The organism is Burkholderia sp. FL-7-2-10-S1-D7, from assembly GCF_001524185.1.
Lineage (GTDB): Bacteria > Pseudomonadota > Gammaproteobacteria > Burkholderiales > Burkholderiaceae > Burkholderia > Burkholderia diffusa.
The window spans coordinates 94636-113442 of sequence record NZ_LOWY01000028.1; the positions used below are offsets into that span (position 1 = coordinate 94636).

18 protein-coding genes are annotated in these 18807 nt (G+C 67.5%); 13 read left to right on the forward strand and 5 right to left on the reverse strand.

Going from position 1 to position 18807, the window contains the following annotated elements; genetic code table 11:
• The first annotated feature begins 29 nt into the window (after positions 1 to 29).
• Together WS75_RS12845 and WS75_RS12850 are read left to right on the forward strand one after the other, a co-directional pair.
• Positions 30 to 809, forward strand: coding sequence for a Smr/MutS family protein (locus tag WS75_RS12845; RefSeq protein WP_059680790.1), 780 nt, complete (start codon positions 30 to 32; stop codon positions 807 to 809).
• Complete coding sequence (locus WS75_RS12850; RefSeq protein WP_059680791.1) at positions 796 to 1419, forward strand: trimeric intracellular cation channel family protein; 624 nt, start codon at positions 796 to 798, stop codon at positions 1417 to 1419. Before WS75_RS12845 ends, WS75_RS12850 begins: the two co-directional genes overlap by 14 nt.
• 105 nt (positions 1420 to 1524) lie before the next feature.
• Here the strand turns inward: WS75_RS12850 and WS75_RS12855 are convergent, their stop codons facing one another.
• The 4 genes from WS75_RS12855 to WS75_RS12870 all read right to left on the reverse strand — a co-directional run bounded on the left by WS75_RS12855 (position 1525) and on the right by WS75_RS12870 (position 5928).
• The gene (locus WS75_RS12855) at positions 1525 to 2643 is read right to left on the reverse strand and encodes an ABC transporter ATP-binding protein (RefSeq protein WP_059680792.1); all 1119 of its coding nucleotides are present in this window, start codon (positions 2641 to 2643) and stop codon (positions 1525 to 1527) included.
• Positions 2644 to 2755: 112 nt separating this feature from the next.
• Complete coding sequence (locus tag WS75_RS12860; RefSeq protein WP_059680793.1) at positions 2756 to 3613, reverse strand: carbohydrate ABC transporter permease; 858 nt, start codon at positions 3611 to 3613, stop codon at positions 2756 to 2758.
• Positions 3603 to 4541 (reverse strand): carbohydrate ABC transporter permease, encoded by a 939-nt coding sequence (locus WS75_RS12865; RefSeq protein ID WP_059509685.1) that lies wholly within the window; start codon positions 4539 to 4541, stop codon positions 3603 to 3605. The genes WS75_RS12860 and WS75_RS12865 overlap by 11 nt, the downstream gene beginning before the upstream one ends.
• Positions 4542 to 4680: 139 nt before the next feature.
• A complete protein-coding gene (locus WS75_RS12870) occupies positions 4681 to 5928 on the reverse strand; it encodes an ABC transporter substrate-binding protein (RefSeq protein WP_059680794.1) in 1248 nt (415 codons plus the stop codon).
• Positions 5929 to 6357: 429 nt separating this feature from the next.
• Between WS75_RS12870 and zwf the strand changes: the two genes are divergently transcribed.
• The 3 genes from zwf (at position 6358) to WS75_RS12885 (ending at position 10494) form a co-directional block, all read left to right on the forward strand.
• Positions 6358 to 7827, forward strand: a complete 1470-nt coding sequence (gene zwf, locus WS75_RS12875) for a glucose-6-phosphate dehydrogenase (RefSeq protein WP_059680795.1) — start codon at positions 6358 to 6360, stop codon at positions 7825 to 7827.
• Positions 7828 to 7907: 80 nt separating this feature from the next.
• On the forward strand, positions 7908 to 8588 hold the full coding sequence (gene pgl / locus WS75_RS12880) for a 6-phosphogluconolactonase (protein ID WP_059605346.1): 681 nt from the start codon (positions 7908 to 7910) through the stop codon (positions 8586 to 8588).
• Positions 8566 to 10494 (forward strand): bifunctional transcriptional regulator/glucokinase, encoded by a 1929-nt coding sequence (locus tag WS75_RS12885; RefSeq protein ID WP_059680796.1) that lies wholly within the window; start codon positions 8566 to 8568, stop codon positions 10492 to 10494. The genes pgl and WS75_RS12885 overlap by 23 nt, the downstream gene beginning before the upstream one ends.
• A gap of 117 nt (positions 10495 to 10611) precedes the next feature.
• Here the strand turns inward: WS75_RS12885 and WS75_RS12890 are convergent, their stop codons facing one another.
• Positions 10612 to 11829, reverse strand: a complete 1218-nt coding sequence (locus tag WS75_RS12890) for a Bcr/CflA family multidrug efflux MFS transporter (RefSeq protein WP_059680797.1) — start codon at positions 11827 to 11829, stop codon at positions 10612 to 10614.
• Between the two features lie 243 nt (positions 11830 to 12072).
• Here WS75_RS12890 and WS75_RS12895 point away from each other — a divergent pair, with 243 nt between their 5' ends.
• The 8 genes from WS75_RS12895 (at position 12073) to nusB (ending at position 18800) form a co-directional block, all read left to right on the forward strand.
• Positions 12073 to 12525, forward strand: coding sequence for a hypothetical protein (locus WS75_RS12895; RefSeq protein WP_059448147.1), 453 nt, complete (start codon positions 12073 to 12075; stop codon positions 12523 to 12525).
• Positions 12526 to 12701: 176 nt separating this feature from the next.
• Positions 12702 to 13985, forward strand: coding sequence for a glutamate-1-semialdehyde 2,1-aminomutase (gene hemL / locus WS75_RS12900; RefSeq protein ID WP_059680798.1), 1284 nt, complete (start codon positions 12702 to 12704; stop codon positions 13983 to 13985).
• Between the two features lie 15 nt (positions 13986 to 14000).
• On the forward strand, positions 14001 to 15122 hold the full coding sequence (ribD, locus tag WS75_RS12905; protein ID WP_059680799.1) for a bifunctional diaminohydroxyphosphoribosylaminopyrimidine deaminase/5-amino-6-(5-phosphoribosylamino)uracil reductase RibD: 1122 nt from the start codon (positions 14001 to 14003) through the stop codon (positions 15120 to 15122).
• Between the two features lie 14 nt (positions 15123 to 15136).
• Positions 15137 to 15766, forward strand: a complete 630-nt coding sequence (locus WS75_RS12910; RefSeq protein WP_059680800.1) for a riboflavin synthase — start codon at positions 15137 to 15139, stop codon at positions 15764 to 15766.
• Between the two features lie 182 nt (positions 15767 to 15948).
• On the forward strand, positions 15949 to 16467 hold the full coding sequence (locus WS75_RS12915; RefSeq protein ID WP_059680801.1) for a DUF1993 domain-containing protein: 519 nt from the start codon (positions 15949 to 15951) through the stop codon (positions 16465 to 16467).
• Positions 16468 to 16654: 187 nt separating this feature from the next.
• Entirely contained in the window at positions 16655 to 17797 is a 1143-nt protein-coding gene (ribBA, locus tag WS75_RS12920; protein ID WP_059680802.1) for a bifunctional 3,4-dihydroxy-2-butanone-4-phosphate synthase/GTP cyclohydrolase II, read from the forward strand.
• Positions 17798 to 17850: 53 nt separating this feature from the next.
• A complete protein-coding gene (gene ribH / locus WS75_RS12925) occupies positions 17851 to 18366 on the forward strand; it encodes a 6,7-dimethyl-8-ribityllumazine synthase (RefSeq protein ID WP_059680803.1) in 516 nt (171 codons plus the stop codon).
• Complete coding sequence (nusB, locus tag WS75_RS12930) at positions 18363 to 18800, forward strand: transcription antitermination factor NusB (RefSeq protein WP_059605377.1); 438 nt, start codon at positions 18363 to 18365, stop codon at positions 18798 to 18800. Before ribH ends, nusB begins: the two co-directional genes overlap by 4 nt.
• The last annotated feature ends 7 nt before the right edge of the window (positions 18801 to 18807 follow it).

Here is an 18807-nt window from a genome sequence, read left to right on the forward strand (position 1 = left end):
CCCGAACGCGCCTGCCCTGTTACCGAATCATGGCAAAGAACCAGCCCCATCCGAGCGATCCCGCGAAGCGGCAGATCGCCGCCCGTCCCTCGAACCCCGCGCCCGCCGCGCCGCCGCCCGCGCCCGATCCCGCCGCGTTGCGCGGCCAGGGGCTCGCGGGCCTCGGCGCACTGCGCAAGTCGCTGCAAGGCGAAGCCGATCGGCGCGACCGCGAGCGCATCGAAGCGGCCAAGGCCGAGCGCAAGGCGGAAGCCGACGCGAACCTGTTCCGCAACGAGATCGGCGCCGTCCGGCCGCTGAACGCACCGCCGCGCGCGGCGGCCGGACGCACGCCGCCCGATCCGGTGCCGAAGCAGACGCAGCGCGACGAGGAAGCCGTGCTGAACGCGACGCTGTCCGACGAATTCGATCCCGAGACGCTGCTCGACAGCGACGACTCGCTGTATTACCACCGCCCCGGCATCAGCCGCGACGTCGTCCGCAAGCTGAGGAGCGGCGCGTGGATCGTGCAGGCGCAGATCGACCTGCACGGCATGCGGCGCGACGAAGCGCGCGATGCGCTCGCCGAATTCATCCGCGAAGCCGGCAAGAAAGGGCTGCGCTGCCTGCGCGTGATCCACGGCAAGGGGCTCGGCTCGATCGGCAAGGAGCCCGTGCTGAAGGGCAAGGTCCGTGCGTGGCTCGTGCAGAAGGAAGAAGTGATCGCATTCTGCGAGGCGCGCGGCCACGACGGCGGCGCGGGCGCGGTGCTGGTGCTGCTGCAGCCGTTCGCGGCGCCGGGCGACCGGGGGCCGCGTGCCGCATCCTAGGCTGACGCTCGCGATCGCGATACTGGAGGCAATCGCCACGCTGGCCTTTGCGATCTCGGGCTTCATCGAGGCACGCAAGAACCGCCTCGACTCGGTCGGCACGTTCGTCGTCGCGCTCGCCACCGCGTTCGGCGGCGGCACGCTGCGCGACATCCTGCTCGAGCGCCGGCCGTTCTACTGGGTCGTGCACGACGACTACGTGATCGCGATCTTCGTGCTCGCGCTGTTCGCGCCGTTCGTGCTGCGCATGCTGTCGCGGCTGTCGGCCGAGCGGTTGCTGCTCGTCGCCGATGCGATCGGGCTCGGCATCTTCAGTATCTCGGGCACGGCGATCGCGCTCGATGCCGAGATGCCGCGCTTCATCGCGGTGATGATGGGCGTGATTACCGGCGTGGTGGGCGGGATCGTCCGCGACGTGCTGTGCAACGACATCCCGCTGATCCTGCGCGATTCGCGGCCGTATGCAACCTGCGCGTTCGTCGGTTGCTGGTTCTACCTGCTGCTCGTGTGGCTGCAGTTCGACTCGGTGTACAGCGTGTTGCTCGCGACCGGCTTCATCCTCGTCGCACGGCTCGCGACGTTCAAGTTCGACGTGAGATTGCCGCACTGACGCCGCCGTGCCGCCGCGTCGCACTGCCGTGCCTGGCCGGCACGCCGGAACAAAAAGGGGCCGTTCAAGACGGCCCCTTTACTTTCGTTCAGCGCATACGCGTCCTCACGCGATCCGCTCTTCCGACGCCGGATCGAACAGCACCGCCTTCGACACGTCGAACAGCAGCGACTGCGTCTGCCCCGGCTGCGGATTCGCGGCCGGATGCACGCGGCTCACGATCCGCTTGCCGTTGACCTGCGCGAACACGTGCGTGTCCGGCCCGGTCGGCTCCGTCACGTCGACGCGCACGTCGATCGGCTGCAGCTGCGACGTCTCGCCGTGGTGCGCGTTGCGCGCGTCGGTGATGCGCTCCGGGCGCAGGCCGAGGATCACCTCGCGGCCGACGTGGCCGTTCATTCGCTTCGCATCGAACGGCAGGTTCAGCGCGCTGCGCGCGAGGCCCGTGTCGATCTCGAGCGCAATCCCGCTGCCCTGCTCGACCAGCTTGCCGTTGATGAAGTTCATCGGCGGCGCGCCGATGAAGCCCGCGACGAACAGGTTCGACGGCGAATCGTAGATCTCCTGCGGCGCGCCGAACTGCTGGACCACGCCGTCCTTCATCACCGCGATCCGGTCGCCGAGCGTCATCGCCTCGATCTGGTCGTGCGTCACGTAGACGATCGTCGTGCCGAGGCGCTGGTGCAGCAGCTTGATTTCCGCACGCATCTCGATGCGCAGCTTCGCGTCGAGGTTCGACAGCGGTTCGTCGAACAGGAACAGCGACGGATCGCGTGCGAGCGCACGGCCCATCGCGACGCGCTGGCGCTGGCCGCCCGACAGCTGGCCCGGCTTGCGGTCAAGCAGATGCTGGATCTGCAGCATCGCCGACACGCGCTCGACGATCTGCTGCTGCTCGCTCTTCGGCACCTTGCGGATGTTCAGGCCGAACGAGATGTTCTCGCGCACCGTCATCGACGGATACAGCGCGTACGACTGGAACACCATCGCGATGTCGCGATCCTTCGGCGACAGGTCGTTGACGACCTTGCCGTCGATGCAGATCTCGCCGCTCGTCACGGTTTCGAGCCCGGCAATCATGTTGAGCAGCGTCGACTTCCCGCAGCCCGACCCGCCGACCAGGATCAGGAACTGTCCGTCCTCGATCTCGATGTCGACACCCTTCAGGACCGGCACCCCGTTCGGGTAGGTCTTGTACACGTCACGGATGGAAAGGCTTGCCATGCTGTGAATCCTCTGTCTCGTCTCGCGCGGCGCGCTGCGGCGCCGCGTCGGGTTCGTTTCGATGCGCCGCGCGTCGTGCGCGGCCGGTTCGTCGTTCCGGATGAAACCGCGCTTACCCCTTCACCGCGCCCGCCGTCAGCCCGCGCACGAAGTAGCGGCCGGCGACCACGTAGACGAGCAGCGTCGGCAGCGCGGCGATGATCGCGCCGGCCATGTCGACGTTGTATTCCTTCACGCCCGTCGACGTGTTGACGAGGTTGTTCAGCGCAACCGTGATCGGCATCGAATCGACGCCGGAGAACACGATCCCGAACAGGAAGTCGTTCCAGATCTGCGTGAACTGCCAGATCAGGCACACCATGAAGATCGGCAGCGACACCGGCAGCAGGATCTTCGTGAAGATCGTGAAGAAGCCCGCGCCGTCGATGCGCGCGGCCTTCACGAGCTCGGCCGGCACGCTCACGTAGAAGTTGCGGAAGAACATCGTCGTGAACGCGATGCCGTACACGACGTGCACGAACACGAGGCCCGGAATCGTGTTGGCGAGGCCGAGCATCCCCTGCAGGCGCGCCATCGGCAGCAGGATCACCTGGAACGGGATGAAGCAGCCGACCAGCATCATCGTGAACAGCGCATCCGCGCCGCGAAAGCGCCAGTGCGTGAGCACGTAGCCGTTGAACGCGCCGATCAGCGACGAGATCAGCACGGCCGGGATCACCATCTGCAGCGAATTCAGGAAGAACGGCTTCATGCCGTCGCAGCGCACGCCGGTACACGCGCCGCTCCACGCCTTCACCCACGGGTCGATGGTCCAGCTGGTGGGCGGCGTCAGCAGGTTGCCGGTGCGCAGCTGGTCGAGATCCTTGAAGGACGTCGACAGCATCACGTAGATCGGGAACAGGAAATACAGCGCGAACAGGATCAGCGCCGCATAGATCACCGCCCGGCTGATCGTCATCTTAGGCTGCATTACGGGTGCTCCTCGATTCCATATACATCAGCGGCACCAGCACGGCGACCACGGTCGCGAGCATCATCACCGACGACGCCGCGCCGAGCCCGAGCTGGCCGCGGTTGAACGAAAACGTGTACATGAACATGGCCGGCAGCGACGACGACGTGCCGGGGCCGCCCGCCGTCAACGCGACCACCAGATCGAAGGTCTTGATCGTGATGTGGCAGAGAATCAGCAGCACCGAGAAGAACACCGGGCGCATGCTCGGAATAACGATCTTGCGGTAGATGGTCGGCAGCGTCGCGCCGTCGACCTGCGCGGCCTTGAAGATCTCGGCGTCGACGCCGCGCAACCCGGCGAGGAACAGTGCCATCACGAAGCCGGTCGACTGCCACACGGCGGCGATCACGATACAGAAGATCGCCTTGTCCGGATCGTCGAGCCAGCCGAACGAGAAGCTCGTCCAGCCCCAGTCGTGCATCACCTTCTCCAGGCCGAGGCCCGGGTTCAGGATCCACTGCCATGCGGTACCCGTGACGATGAACGACAGCGCCATCGGATACAGGAAGATCGCGCGCAGCGCGCCTTCGTTGCGGATCCGCTGGTCGAGCAGGATCGCGAGGAACAGCCCGAGCGCGACGCAGATCGCGATGAACGGAATCCCGAACCAGCCGAGGTTCGCGGCGGAGGTCCACCACACGTCGTTCTGGAACAGGTCCGTGTAACGGCCGAAGCCGTCGAATTCGTAGTTCGGCAACAGCCGCGAGTTGGTCAGCGACAGATAGCCGGTAATCAGAATGAAGCCGTAGATGAACACCACGGCGATCGCGAGGCTCGGCGCGAGCACGAGCTTCGGGATCCAGCGATCGGCGAAGGCCGACATCGGCGACGTGCGCCGTGCGGCGGCAGCGCCGGATCCGTTTCCGCTAAGAGGGGCAGCCACTTGATTCGACTCCTGGAACGAGGGTGACGCAGGCCGGGCCGGCGCCGGGTACGACACGGGCCTCGCGGGCGAGCCCGTTTGCTGCACTTGCAAAAACGCCCGGCCGACGAATTGCTTCGGGCCGGGCGCCTATCGCGTTTTACTTCACCTTCGCGGCTTTCGCGAGCGCGGCGACCGCGCTCTTCGAATCCTGCTGCGAGTTCATGAACTTCGTCACGACGTCGGTGATCGCGCCGGCCGTCGCGTCGCCCTGCGCCATCCCGTGCGCGAGCGACGGCACGAAGCCGCCCGACTTGATCGCGGTCTGCTCGTCGGCGTATGACTTCTTCGCGCAGTCGTCGAACTTGTCCATCTTCACGCCGAGACGCACCGGCACCGAACCCTTCAGCAGGCTGAACTGCTCCTGGAAGGCCGGCGTCATGATCGTCTTCGCGAGGGAGAGCTGGCCCGGCGTCGCATCCTTCTGGCCCTTCTGCTGGAAGAACACGAACGAGTCGACGTTGAACGTGTACGAATTCGCCGTACCCGGCACCGCCGCGCAGATGTAGTCCTTGCCCGCCTTCTTGCCCGCGTTCTCGAACTCGCCCTTCGCCCAGTCGCCCATGAACTGCATGCCGGCCTTGCCGTTGATGACCATCGCGGTCGCGAGGTTCCAGTCGCGGCCGTTACGGCCGGTATCGAAGTAGCCCTGGATCTTGCGCACCGTGTCGAACACGGACAGCATCTGCGGCGACGTCAGCGTCGCCTGGTCGAGATCCACCAGCGCCTTCTTGTAGAACGCCGGGCCCTGCGACAGCACGACGTCTTCCCACAGCGTCAGGTCCTGCCACGGCTGGCCGCCCATCGCGACCGGCTGGATGCCCGCGGCCTTCAGCTTGTCGGCGACCGCGAAGAATTCAGGCCAGGTGGTCGGCACCTTCGCGCCGACCTTGTCGAGCGCGGCCTTGTTGATATAGAGCCAGTTCACGCGGTGCACCGAGAACGGCGCCGCGACGGTGTGGCCCTTGTACTTGATGATCTTGTCGATTTCCGGCGGCAGGTTCTGCTTCCAGTCGCCGGCGGCGGAATCGATGTTGACGAGCACGCCCTGGTCGGCCCAGTCCTGGATCAGCGGGCCCTTGATCTGCGCGGCCGACGGTGCGTCACCGCTGATCACCTTGGTCTTCAGCGCGGTCATCGCCGCGGCGCCGGCGCCGCCCGCGACCGCGAAGTCCTTCCACACGTAGCCCTGCTTCTGCAAGTCGTCCTTCAGCACGCCGACGGCCTTCGACTCGCCGCCCGAGGTCCACCAGTGCAGCACGGTTACGTTCTCGGCCGCCTGCGCCGCCACGGCGCCAGCCATCAGACCCGCGGCGCAGAGCGCACCCATGATCGAGCGAACTTTCATTACTTATCTCCTCCAGACTGAATCAACTCGTGAGGTTCCCTGACGGGGAACCGGCTTCTTGATAAACGACGGGGAAATCGAGCCGCGGGACGCATGCAGCGTACGGGCCGATGACCGGCCGGGCTCTTACAGAAAGCGTGAATCGAGATTCAACGGCGTGTCTCCTCTTTGTGTTTCTGGCCCGCCGCGATGCCACGGCGCGAGCCCGGGGGCGACGGCGCGCGGACGATGCGCACCGTCAATGTCCGATAACATTCGGCACAAGGCGTTCCCGAAGGCGAAGCTCGCGCAGTTCATCGACCGCACTTCTTTTTTTCTTCGCCCAGGAGCTACCCCTTGCGGCGGATTGTAGTTAAACTACAATTCAGTGTCAAAAATATTTTTATCGCACTACGGATCGCTTCCCAGCACCCCAACCGGCGGAGACACATGCATACCGATTCCAGCTTTACCTTCGTACTTTTCGGCGGCACCGGCGACCTGTCGATGCGCAAGATCCTGCCCGCGCTGTTCGAAGCGCACCGCGGCAACATGCTCGCGGAAAGCGGCCGGATCGTTGCCGTCGCACGGCACGAATCGGATCGGGCCGGCTATCTCGAATGGGTCGACACGCACGTGAAGCCGCACGCGGCGAAGGCCGCCGGCAAGGCCTTCGACGAAACCGCGTGGAAATCCTTCCTCGAACGCATCGAATACGTAAAGCTCGACCTCGGTCGCGCGGAGGACTACGTCGTGCTGCGCGACGCGGTCGCGCAGCTTCCCGGCATCCGCGTGTTCTATCTCGCGACGGGGCCGTCGCTGTTCGTGCCGATCTGCAAGGCGCTCGCGTCGGTCGGCCTGAACGAAGGCGCGCGCATCGTGCTCGAGAAGCCGCTCGGCTACGACCTGCGCTCGTCGAACGCGATCAACGACGCGGTCGGCGAGATCTTCGCGGAAGACCAGATCTACCGGATCGACCACTATCTCGGGAAGGAGCCGGTGCAGAACCTGCTCGCGCTGCGCTTCGGTAACGCGCTGTTCGAGCCGCTGTGGCGCCGCGAATGGGTCGAGAGCATCCAGATCACGATCGCCGAGGAGCTCGGCGTCGAGGCGCGCGGCGATTTCTACGACAATACGGGCGCGCTGCGCGACATGGTGCAGAACCACCTGCTGCAGCTGCTGTCGATCGTCGCCATGGAGCCGCCGCATTCGATGGACTCCGACTCGGTGCGCGACGAAAAGCTGCGCGTGCTGCGCGCGCTGAAGCCCGTCGATTCGCGCGACATCGGCAAGGTCGCGGTGCACGGCCAGTATCATGCGGGCGTGATCAAGGGCGCGCAGGTGCCGGCCTACGCGACCGAGCCTGGCGTGAAGCCGGACAGCCAGACCGAAACCTTCGTCGCGCTGAAAGTCGAGATCGAGAACTGGCGCTGGGCCGGCGTGCCGTTCTTCCTGCGCACCGGCAAGCGTCTCGCCGATCGCGTCGCGGAGATCGTCGTCAACTTCCGGCCGGTGCCGCACTCGGCCCTCGGGCCGACCGCGCTGCGCGCCGGCTCGAACCGCCTCGTGATCCGGCTGCAGCCGAACGAGACGATTCGCCTGTACTGCCTCGCAAAGCAGCCCGGCGAAGGGATGAACCTCGCGAGCGTGCACCTCGACCTCGCGTTCGACCGTTTCTTCAAGGAAGGGCAGATGGAGGCGTATCAGCGCCTCTTGCTCGACGTGATCAACGGCCGCCTCGCCCTGTTCGTGCGTCGCGACGAACAGGAAGCCGCGTGGCGCTGGGTCGAGCCGATCCTGAACGAATGGGCCCGCTCGCTGAAGCCGCCGAAGCCGTATGCTGCAGGCACGTGGGGGCCGGCCGCGGCGAGCGCGATGCTTGCGCAGCACGGCACCTGCTGGCTCGAAGAAGAAAACTGATGAAAACCGTTGCCGTGTACACGCGGCAACGTGCCCCATGATTCGCACGAATTGAACAGACAAAGCAGTCCGGAGGAGATGTGATCGAGATCCACGCTTTCGACACCCAGGAAGCGCAAAGCGAAGCGCTCGCGCGCGCCGTCGGCGATGCGCTGCGCGCCGCGCTCGGCGGCCCCGCGCGCCCGACGCTCGCGGTGTCCGGCGGCACGAGCCCGCGCCCGTTCCTGCAAACGCTGTCGCACGCGGCGCTCGACTGGGCCGGCGTCGACGTCACGCTGGTCGACGACCGCTGGGTGCCGGAAGACGACGCGGCCAGCAACGCGCAGCTCGTGCGCGACACGCTGCTGCAGCACGCGGCGGCCCCTGCCCGCTTCCTGCCGCTCGTCGACACGCGCGCGGCGCTCGACGCGCACGTCGCCGCACTCAACGCGAACGCCGACTACCGCGTGCCGACCGTCGCCGTGCTCGGCATGGGCGAGGACGGCCACACCGCGTCGATCTTCGCCGATGCGCCCGAATGGGATCGCGCGATCACGACGCCCGAGCGCTTCGTCGCCGTGCATCCCGGCGCCGCGCCGCATGCGCGTGTGAGCTTCTCGCTCGATGCGCTCAAGCGCGTCGACCGGCTATTCCTGCTGATCGCGGGCGAACGCAAACGCGCGGTGCTCGACGCAGCAGCCGCATCGCTGCAGAAGAACGCGATTTCCCAACTGGCCAACGACAAGGGGACCAAGCTCGATGTCTACTGGTGCGCAAAGTAAGGCCGTCGTCGCGGGCCAGCATGCCGACGGCCCGCGCCTGCTCGCGGACGTCGGCGGCACCAACGCGCGTTTCGCGCTGGAAACCGGCCCCGGCGAGATCACGCAGATCCGCGTCTACCCCGGCGCCGACTATCCGACGCTCACCGACGCGATCCGCAAGTATCTGAAGGACGTGAAGATCAGCCGCGTGAACCACGCGGCGATCGCGATCGCGAACCCGGTCGACGGCGACCAGGTCACGATGACCAATCACGACTGGAGCTTCTCGATCGAAGCCACGCGCCGCGCGCTCGGCTTCGACACGCTGCTCGTCGTGAACGACTTCACCGCGCTCGCGATGGCGCTGCCGGGCCTGACCGATGCGCAGCGCGTGCAGATCGGTGGCGGCGCGCGCCGCCAGAACAGCGTGATCGGGCTGCTCGGGCCCGGCACCGGGCTCGGCGTCTCCGGCCTGATTCCCGCGGACGACCGCTGGATCGCGCTCGGCAGCGAAGGCGGTCACGCTTCGTTCGCGCCGCAGGACGAGCGCGAGGATCTCGTGCTGCAGTACGCGCGCAAGAAGTTTCCGCACGTGTCGTTCGAACGCGTGTGCGCGGGACCGGGCATCGAGGTCATCTACCGCGCGCTCGCCGCGCGCGACAAGAAGCGCGTGGCCGCGACCGTCGACACGGCGGAGATCGTCGAGCGCGCGCATGCGGGCGACGATCTCGCGCTCGAGGCGGTCGAATGCTTCTGCGGCATCCTAGGCTCGTTCGCGGGCAGCCTCGCGCTGACGCTCGGCGCGCTCGGCGGCGTGTACATCGGCGGCGGCGTCGCGCTGAAGCTCGGCGACCTCTTCACGCGCTCGTCGTTCCGCGCGCGCTTCGAGGCGAAGGGCCGCTTCACGCAGTATCTCCACAACATCCCGACCTACCTGATCACCGCCGAATACCCGGCCTTCCTGGGCGTGTCGGCGATCCTCGCGGAGCAGTTGTCGAACCGGTCGGGCGGCGCATCGTCGGCCGTGTTCGAGCGGATCCGCCAGATGCGCGACGCGCTGACGCCGGCCGAGCGCCGCGTCGCCGATCTCGCGCTGAACCATCCGCGCTCGATCATCAACGACCCGATCGTCGACATCGCACGCAAGGCGGACGTGAGCCAGCCGACGGTGATCCGCTTCTGCCGCTCGCTCGGCTGCCAGGGGCTGTCGGATTTCAAGCTGAAACTCGCGACCGGCCTCACCGGCACGATTCCGATGAGCCACAGCCAGGTGCATCTCGGCGACACGGCCACCGACTTCGGCGCGAAGGTGCTCGACAACACGGTGTCCGCGATCCTGCAGTTGCGCGAACACCTGAACTTCGAGCACGTCGAGAACGCGATCGAGATCCTGAACGGCGCGCGCCGCATCGAGTTCTACGGGCTCGGCAACTCGAACATCGTCGCGCAGGACGCGCATTACAAGTTCTTCCGCTTCGGGATTCCGACGATCGCGTACGGCGACCTGTACATGCAGGCCGCATCGGCCGCGCTGCTCGGCAAGGGCGACGTGATCGTCGCGGTGTCGAAATCGGGACGCGCGCCGGAATTGCTGCGCGTGCTCGAGGTCGCGATGCAGGCCGGCGCGAAGGTGATCGCGATCACGTCGAGCAACACGCCGCTCGCCAAGCGTGCGACCGTCGCGCTCGAGACCGACCACATCGAGATGCGCGAATCGCAGCTGTCGATGATCTCGCGGATCCTGCATCTGCTGATGATCGACATCCTCGCGGTCGGCGTCGCGATCCGTCGCGCATCCACCAACGGCGAGCTGCCGGAGGCCGTCGCGCAGGCGCGCGCACGGGCGAGCGACGACGAGACGGCCGACGTGCTCGACTGGCTGAGCCACGGCGCCTCGCCGGCGGCGAAGGACGTCGCACGGGACTGACGCCCGACACGGCACGGCACGGCACGGCGGCCGCTTTCCGCCCGCCCGAAAAAAAACGCCACCGACGCATCGCGCGGTGGCGTTTTTTCATGCCGCGACGGAAGCTGCCGCGCCGGCTCAGGCGCCCGCTTTCGCCGGCCGGCCATGCCAGCGCAGCACGAGGGAGCGGCCGACGAAACACAGCAGGCCGGTGACGCCGATCGTCACGCCCATCGCGAACGGCGTGCCGTCCGCGAGTGCGCCGATCGCGACGCTCGCGATCGCGCCGAGCGCGAGCTGCATCGCGCCGAACACGGCCGCCGACGCGCCCGCGTTGTGCGGATAGCGATGCATGAGGTCGGTCGTGCAGTTCGCGGACAGGATCCCGACCACGCCGACCACGAAGAACAGGCACACGACGATCGACCACAACCCACCCCACCCGGTCAGCGCGACGAGCGCGACCGCCAGCGACGCGATGCAACTCACGAGCGACGCGGCCGAGATGATGCGCAGCGAGCCGATGCGGCCGACGAGCCGCGTGTTCGCGAAGTTGCCGATCATGATCCCGACGACGTTCAGGCCGAACAGCAGCCCGTAGTGCTGCGGCGACACGTGGAAATACTCGATGTACACGAACGGCGTCGCGGTGATGTACGAGAACATCGACGCGAACGCCATCCCGCCGCACAGCATGTGCCCCCACGCGACCGGATCGGACAGGATGCGCCCGTACGATGCGAACGACGCGAGCACGGCCGCGCTCTTGCGCCGCTCCTTCGGCCAGGTTTCCGGCACGCGCAGGTACGCGGTCGCCGCGCACACCGCGCCGAACACGGCGAGCACGACGAACACGCCGCGCCAGCCCGAGAAGCGCAGGATCTGCCCACCGATCAGCGGCGCGAGCAGCGGCCCGACCGCAGTGACGATCGCAACCATCGACAGCACCTTCGCCGCATCGGTCGGCTCGTGCGCATCGCGCGCGATCGCACGCGACAGCACCGACGCCGCGCCGGCGCCGAGCGCCTGCAGGAACCGCACGAGGATCAGCATGTCGATCGAGTTCGACACGAAGCAGCCGACGCTCGCGAGCGTGAACAGCGCGATGCCACCGAGCAGCACGGGCCGGCGGCCCCACGTGTCGGACATCGGACCGTACAGCAGCATGCCGATCGAGAAGCCGGCCATGAAGCTCGTCAACGTGCGCTGCGCGGCGCCGGGACTCACGGAAAAGCCATCGGCGATCGACGGCAGGCTCGGCAGGTACATGTCAGTGGCGATCGGCCCGCAAGCGGCGAGCGCGCCAAGCAACAGGATCAGCCGGGCATCGGGCCGGCGCCGAACGACGTGGGACATGGGTATCCGGAATGGGGGCCCGCGCGCATCGGGGCGCGCGTGGCGGTGAAGACGGGGGCCGCGCCGCGGACGGCGCTCAGGCCCATGATTGTACGCGCAACTTTTTCGCGTGCCGGCGGCCGGGTCCAGCGCGCGGCCGGAAAGCGCCGTGCGGCCGATGTCGCACGAGGCCGCGCGCGGATTCGATTAAGCTTGCGGCTCCCCGCACTTCTTGTCCGACCCAATCGACGCACGACCGAACCGATGACCGCTTTCCTGCTGATCTGGAGCCCCAAGAAATGGCCGTGGCCCGAGCTGCCCGACGTCGCCGCCCGCGTGAAGGCCGGCGAGGCCGTGCATGACGTGTGGGGCTGCGGCTTCGCGCGCGGCATCCTGCCGGGCGATCGTGTGTTCCTGCACCGCGTCGCGAAGGAGCCGAAGGGCGTGTTCGGCTCGGGCTACGTGACGCGCGCGCCGTACGAGGTGCCCGACCCGGCGACGAAGCGCGGCTACCGGCTGTGCATCGATTTCGTCTACGACTGGCTGGTCGACGCCCACCAGGACGTCGTGATCCCGCGCGACGCGCTGCGCGTCCATCCATACTCGGTGCAGACCTGGGACGCGCAGTCCTCCGGCACGTCGATCAAGCCGATGGTCGAAGGCCCGCTCGAGAAGCGCTGGGCCGAACTGACCGGCAAGCGCAAGCCGCCGCGGTAAACGGGTCGGATCGGACGCAGGCCGTGCGCGCCGGCCGGTCGCGCGCGCGCCGAAAGGCCGCAGACCGCCCGGCGGGCCCGTCATGCGCGTCTCCGGTACAATCAGACGATCGTTCCGCTCAGGCGCCGCGGCCCGTGCACAGGCCCCCCCGCGCCCTTCTCTCGCAGGTTTCGCACATGTCCAACAATCAGATCCTCTTCGAACGCGCCCAGAAGACCATTCCCGGCGGCGTCAACTCGCCGGTGCGCGCCTTCCGTTCGGTCGGCGGCACGCCGCGTTTCGTCTCGCGCGCGCAGGGCCCGTACTTCTGGGATGCCGACGGCAAGCAGTACATCGACTACATCGGCTCATGGGGCCCGATGATCGTCGGCCACGTTCATCCGGAAGTGCTGTCGGCCGTGCAGAACGTGCTCGCCGACGGCTTCTCGTTCGGCGCGCCGACCGAAGCGGAAATCGAAATCGCCGAGGAAATCTGCAAGCTCGTCCCGTCGATCGAGCAGGTGCGGATGGTATCGAGTGGCACCGAGGCCACGATGAGCGCGCTGCGTCTCGCGCGCGGCTTCACGGGCCGCAGCCGCATCGTCAAGTTCGAGGGTTGCTATCACGGCCACGCGGACAGCCTGCTGGTCAAGGCCGGCTCCGGCCTGCTGACGTTCGGCAACCCGACGTCGGCCGGCGTGCCCGCCGACATCGCGAAACACACGACCGTCCTCGAATACAACAACGTCGCCGCGCTTGAAGAAGCGTTCGGCGCGTTCGGCGACGAGATCGCCGCGGTGATCGTCGAGCCCGTCGCGGGCAACATGAACCTCGTGCGCGGCACGCCCGAATTCCTGAACGCGCTGCGCGCCCTGTGCACGAAGCACGGCGCCGTGCTGATCTTCGACGAAGTGATGTGCGGCTTCCGCGTCGCGCTCGGCGGCGCGCAGGCGTACTACGGGATCGCGGCCGACCTCACCTGCCTCGGCAAGGTGATTGGCGGCGGGATGCCGGCCGCCGCGTTCGGCGGGCGCCGCGACATCATGGCCCACCTCGCGCCGCTCGGCGGCGTCTACCAGGCCGGCACGCTGTCGGGCAACCCGATCGCTGTCGCCGCGGGCCTGAAGACGCTGCAGCTGATCCAGGCGCCCGGCTTCTACGATGCGCTCACTGCGCAGACGAAACGCCTCGCCGACGGCCTCGCGGCCGAAGCGCGCGCGGCCGGCGTGCCGTTCGCGGCCGACTCGATCGGCGCGATGTTCGGCCTCTACTTCGCGGAGCGTGTGCCGACCAGCTTCGCGGAAGTCACGAAGAGCGACACCGAGCGCTTCAACCGCTTCTTCCACCTGATGCTCGACGAGGGTGTGTATTTCGCGCCGTCCGCGTACGAGGCCGGCTTCGTGTCGAGCACGCACGACGACGCGGTGATCGACGCGACGCTCGCGGCCGCACGCCGCGCATTCGCAGCCCTCGCTGCCTGACCCGGGTCCGCACGCATGTTCTCGGATACCGATTTCGCCCACATGCAGCGCGCGCTGACGCTCGCGGCGCGCGGCATGTATACGACCGCGCCGAACCCGCGCGTCGGCTGCGTTATCGTCAAGGACGGCAACGTGATCGGCGAAGGCTTCACGCAGCCGGCCGGCCAGGACCACGCGGAAGTGCAGGCGCTGAAGGACGCGCGTGCGCGCGGCCATGACGTCGCCGGCTCCACCGTGTACGTGACGCTCGAGCCGTGCAGCCACTTCGGCCGCACGCCGCCGTGCGCGAACGCGCTGATCGACGCGCGCGTCGCGAAGGTCGTCGCGGCGATGGAAGACCCGAATCCGCAGGTGTCGGGGCGCGGCCTCGGGATGCTGCGCGACGCGGGCATCGACGTGCGCTGCGGGCTGCTCGCGAACGAAGCGGGTGAACTGAACATCGGCTTCGTGTCGCGGATGACGCGCGGCCGCCCATGGGTGCGGATGAAGACGGCCGCGTCGCTCGATGCACGCACCGCGCTGCCGTCCGGCGAAAGCCAGTGGATCACCGGCGAGGCCGCGCGCCTCGATGGCCACGCCTGGCGCGCGCGCGCGTGCGCGATCCTCACCGGGATCGGCACCGTGCGCGAGGACAACCCGCTCTTGACCGTTCGCGGCATCGACACGCCGCGCCAGCCGCAGCGCGTGCTGGTCGACAGCCGCCTCGACCTGCCGCTCGATGCGCGCCTGCTCGAAGGCGCGCCGCTGCTGATCTTCTGCGGCCGGCTCGATGCCGCCGGCGAAGTGCGCGCGAACGTGCTGAAGTCGCGCGGCGCGGAAATCGTGCCGCTCGCGAATGCGTACGGCAAGGTCGACCTGCCCGCGATGCTGGCGGCGCTCGGCGGGCGCGGCGTCAACGAGTTGCACGTCGAGGCCGGCCACAAGCTGAACGGCTCGCTGCTGCGCGAGCAGTGCGTCGACGAGCTGCTGGTCTATCTCGCGCCGAGCCTGCTCGGCAGCGACGCGGCCGCCATGTTCGACCTCGCCGCGCCGGCGAGCCTCGACGCCCGCACGCGGCTCGCGTTCCACAGCGTCGAGCGGATCGGCGACGATCTGCGAATCCTGGCGCGTGTCGCGCCGCCCCCCGCCACTCTTTGAACGGAGCCGTCAGGATGTTTACCGGAATTGTCGCGGCCGTCGGCCGCATCGAAGCGATCAACCCGCTCGGCGCGTCGCCCGAGGCGGGCGTGCGGCTGACCGTGCAGGCCGGCGGGCTCGACCTGGCCGATGTCGCACTCGGCGACAGCATCGCGATCCAGGGCGCGTGCATGACGGTCATCGAAAAGACCGACACCGGTTTCGACGTCGACGTGTCGCGCGAAAGCCTGAACCGCACGGTCGGTCTCGCGCAGCCCGGCGAAGTGAACCTCGAGAAGGCGCTGCGCGCGCACGACCGCCTCGGCGGGCATATCGTGTCGGGCCACGTCGACGGCCTCGGCACCGTGACGCGCTTCGCGCCGGTCGGCGAATCGCACGAGCTGCGGATCGTCGCGCCGCGCGAACTCGGCCGCTATCTCGCGTACAAGGGCTCGATCACGGTCAACGGTGTGAGCCTGACCGTCAACACGGTCGACGATCGCGCCGACGGCTGCGAGTTCTCGATCAACCTGATCCCGCATACTGTCGAGGTCACGACACTGCGTCACGTGAAGGCCGGCGACAAGGTCAATCTCGAAATCGACATGATTGCGCGGTATGTGGAGCGGATGATGTCGGCATCGCAGGGCGTGCATCAGGACTGACCAGACTGTTCCGCCCCCTGGATGGTAAATGGCGGCCGGTGGTGCGGCCCGGCACCTGACCGGATGGCCAACGACGCGCACGGGACATCCCGTCGCGCTAAGATGCAACGGCAGCGGTTTCGGCGCCGCGGCGCACGGTGCGCCGCGTACCGGCTGCCCCCTTTTCCTCCAGGAGTCGTCCCATGTCCATCTCGATGTACCAGGCTTCGCTGCCCGTCCTGATCCGCGGCCTCACCAACCTGCAGCACATCCTCGGCAAGGCGCAGGCGCATGCGGCCGAGAAGCAGATCGACCCGTCGGTGTTCATCGGCGCACGCCTCTATCCGGACATGCTGCCGCTCGTCCGCCAGGTGTATATCGCGACCGACACGGCCAAGGGCTGCGCCGCGCGGCTCGCCGGTGTCGACATCCCGAGCTATCCCGACGTCGAGCAGACGTTCGACGAACTGCACGCGCGCATCCAGAAGACGATCGACTATCTGAAAGGCTTCGACGCCGCGCAGATCGATGGCACCGAAGCGCGCCAGGTCGTGCTCAAGATGCGCGTCGGCCCGATCGAGTTCACCGGCCAGTCGTATCTGCTGAACTTCGTGCTGCCCAACTTCTTCTTCCACGTGACGACCGCGTACGACATCCTGCGCCACAGCGGTGTCGAACTTGGCAAGCTCGATTACCTCGGCGGCCGTAACGAACACGCGTGACGCACGGCCGGGGCCCGGCCGGCCTGCGGTGGCCCGTCTTCGGGCGGGCCGCGACGGCCCGGGCAGGCCCGGCCCGACGGCCGGTCGCGCCGCTTTCCGGCGCGCTCGCCGGCCGCGCGCAGCCGGTGCCAGCCGAAACGCGGCCCGGCTGGCGTAAAATACGCACTTTCCTCTTTCTCGCCCCCTTATGACGCTCGCCTCCACGCTCGACATCATCGCGGAGTTGAAAGCCGGCCGGATGGTGATCCTGGTCGACGAAGAAGACCGCGAAAACGAAGGCGACCTCGTGATCGCCGCCGAATTCGTCACGCCGGAAGCGATCAACTTCATGGCCAAGTACGGCCGCGGCCTGGTTTGTCTGACGTTGACGCAGGAACGCTGCAAGCAGCTGCACCTGCCGCTGATGACCTACCGCAACGGCACGCAGTACGGCACCGCGTTCACGGTCAGCATCGAAGCGGCCGAAGGCGTCACGACCGGCATCTCGGCCGCCGACCGCGCACACACGATCGCCACGGCGGTCGCGCACGACGTGCGCCCCGAGCACATCGTGCAGCCGGGGCACGTGTTCCCGATCATGGCGCAGCCTGGCGGCGTGCTCGTGCGCGCCGGCCACACCGAGGCCGGCTGCGACTTCACCGCGCTCGCCGGGCTCACACCCGCCGCGGTGATCTGCGAGATCATCAAGGACGACGGCACGATGGCGCGCCTGCCCGACCTGATCGAATTCGCGAAGGAACACGGTCTGAAGATCGGCACGATCGCCGACCTGATCCAGTACCGCAGCCGCACCGAATCGATCATCGAGCGGATCGCCGAGCGCACGATGCAGACCGCGCACGGCACGTTCCGCGCGGTGCTGTACCGCGACCAGCCGAGCGGCTCGCCGCACATCGCGCTGGTGCGCGGCACGCCGTCGCCCGACGTCGATACGCCAGTGCGCGTGCACGAGCCGCTGTCGGTCCTCGATCTGCTCGAGACGAGCATCTCGACGCACTCGTGGACGCTCGACGCGGCGATGCGCGAGATCGCGGAACGCGACCTCGGCGTGATCGTGCTGCTCAACTGCGGCGACACGAAGGAACATCTGATCGACGTCTTCAAGGCGTTCGACGAGGAAGAAAAGGCCGCTGCGCTGAAGCGCCGGCCGGTCGATTTCAAGACGTTCGGCATCGGCGCGCAGATCCTGCGCGATGTCGGCGTCAGCAAGATGCAGGTGCTGTCGAATCCGCGCAAGCTGGGCAGCATGTCCGGCTACGGCCTCGAAGTCACGGGCTTCATTCCGATGCCCGGCGGCGAAGCCAAGTCCTGCCCGGCGTCCCACGCGTAACCCGCCACGACGCTTTCGCCCTATAACCGTTCATCCACACCACGGACCAGATCATGGAAATCGGACAATACCAACCGAATCTCGAAGGCGACGGCCTGCGTATCGGCATCGTGCAATCCCGCTTCAACGAACCCGTCTGCAACGGCCTCGCCGATGCGTGCGTCGAGGAACTCGAGCGCCTCGGCGTCTCCGGTGAAGATGTGCTGCTCGTGTCGGTACCCGGCGCGCTGGAAATCCCGCTCGCGCTGCAGAAGCTCGCGGAAAGCGGCCAGTTCGACGCGCTGATCGCGCTCGGCGCGGTGATCCGCGGCGAGACGTACCACTTCGAACTCGTGTCGAACGAAAGCGGCGCGGGCATCACCCGCATCGGCCTCGACTTCAACCTGCCGATCGCCAACGCGGTCCTGACGACCGAAAACGACGAGCAGGCCGTCGCGCGCATGACCGAAAAGGGTCGTGACGCCGCGCGCGTCGCGGTCGAGATGGCCAACCTGACGATGGCACTCGACCAGCTCGGCGACGACGACGAGGACGACGAAGAGGAAGAAGACGAAGAGGAGCGCGCATGAAGAAGAGCGCCCGCCGACAATCGCGCGAGCTGGCGACGCAGGGCCTGTATCAGTGGCTGCTGTCGAACGCGGCCTCCGGCGAGATCGACGCGCAGCTGCGCGGCGCGCTCGGTTACGACAAGGCTGACAAGGAGCTGCTCGAAGCAATCCTGCACGGCGTGATCCGCGAGCACGCGACGCTCGTCGAAGCGCTGACGCCGTCGCTCGACCGCCCGATCGACCAGTTGTCGCCGGTCGAACGCGCGGTGCTGCTGATCGCGACGTTCGAGCTCACGCACCATGTCGAAACGCCGTACCGCGTGATCATCAACGAAGCGGTCGAACTCGCGAAGACGTTCGGCGGCTCCGACGGCTACAAGTACGTCAACGGCGTGCTCGACAAGCTCGCCGCGAAGCTGCGCCCCGCCGAAACGCAGGCGCGCCGCAACGGCTGATTCCGTT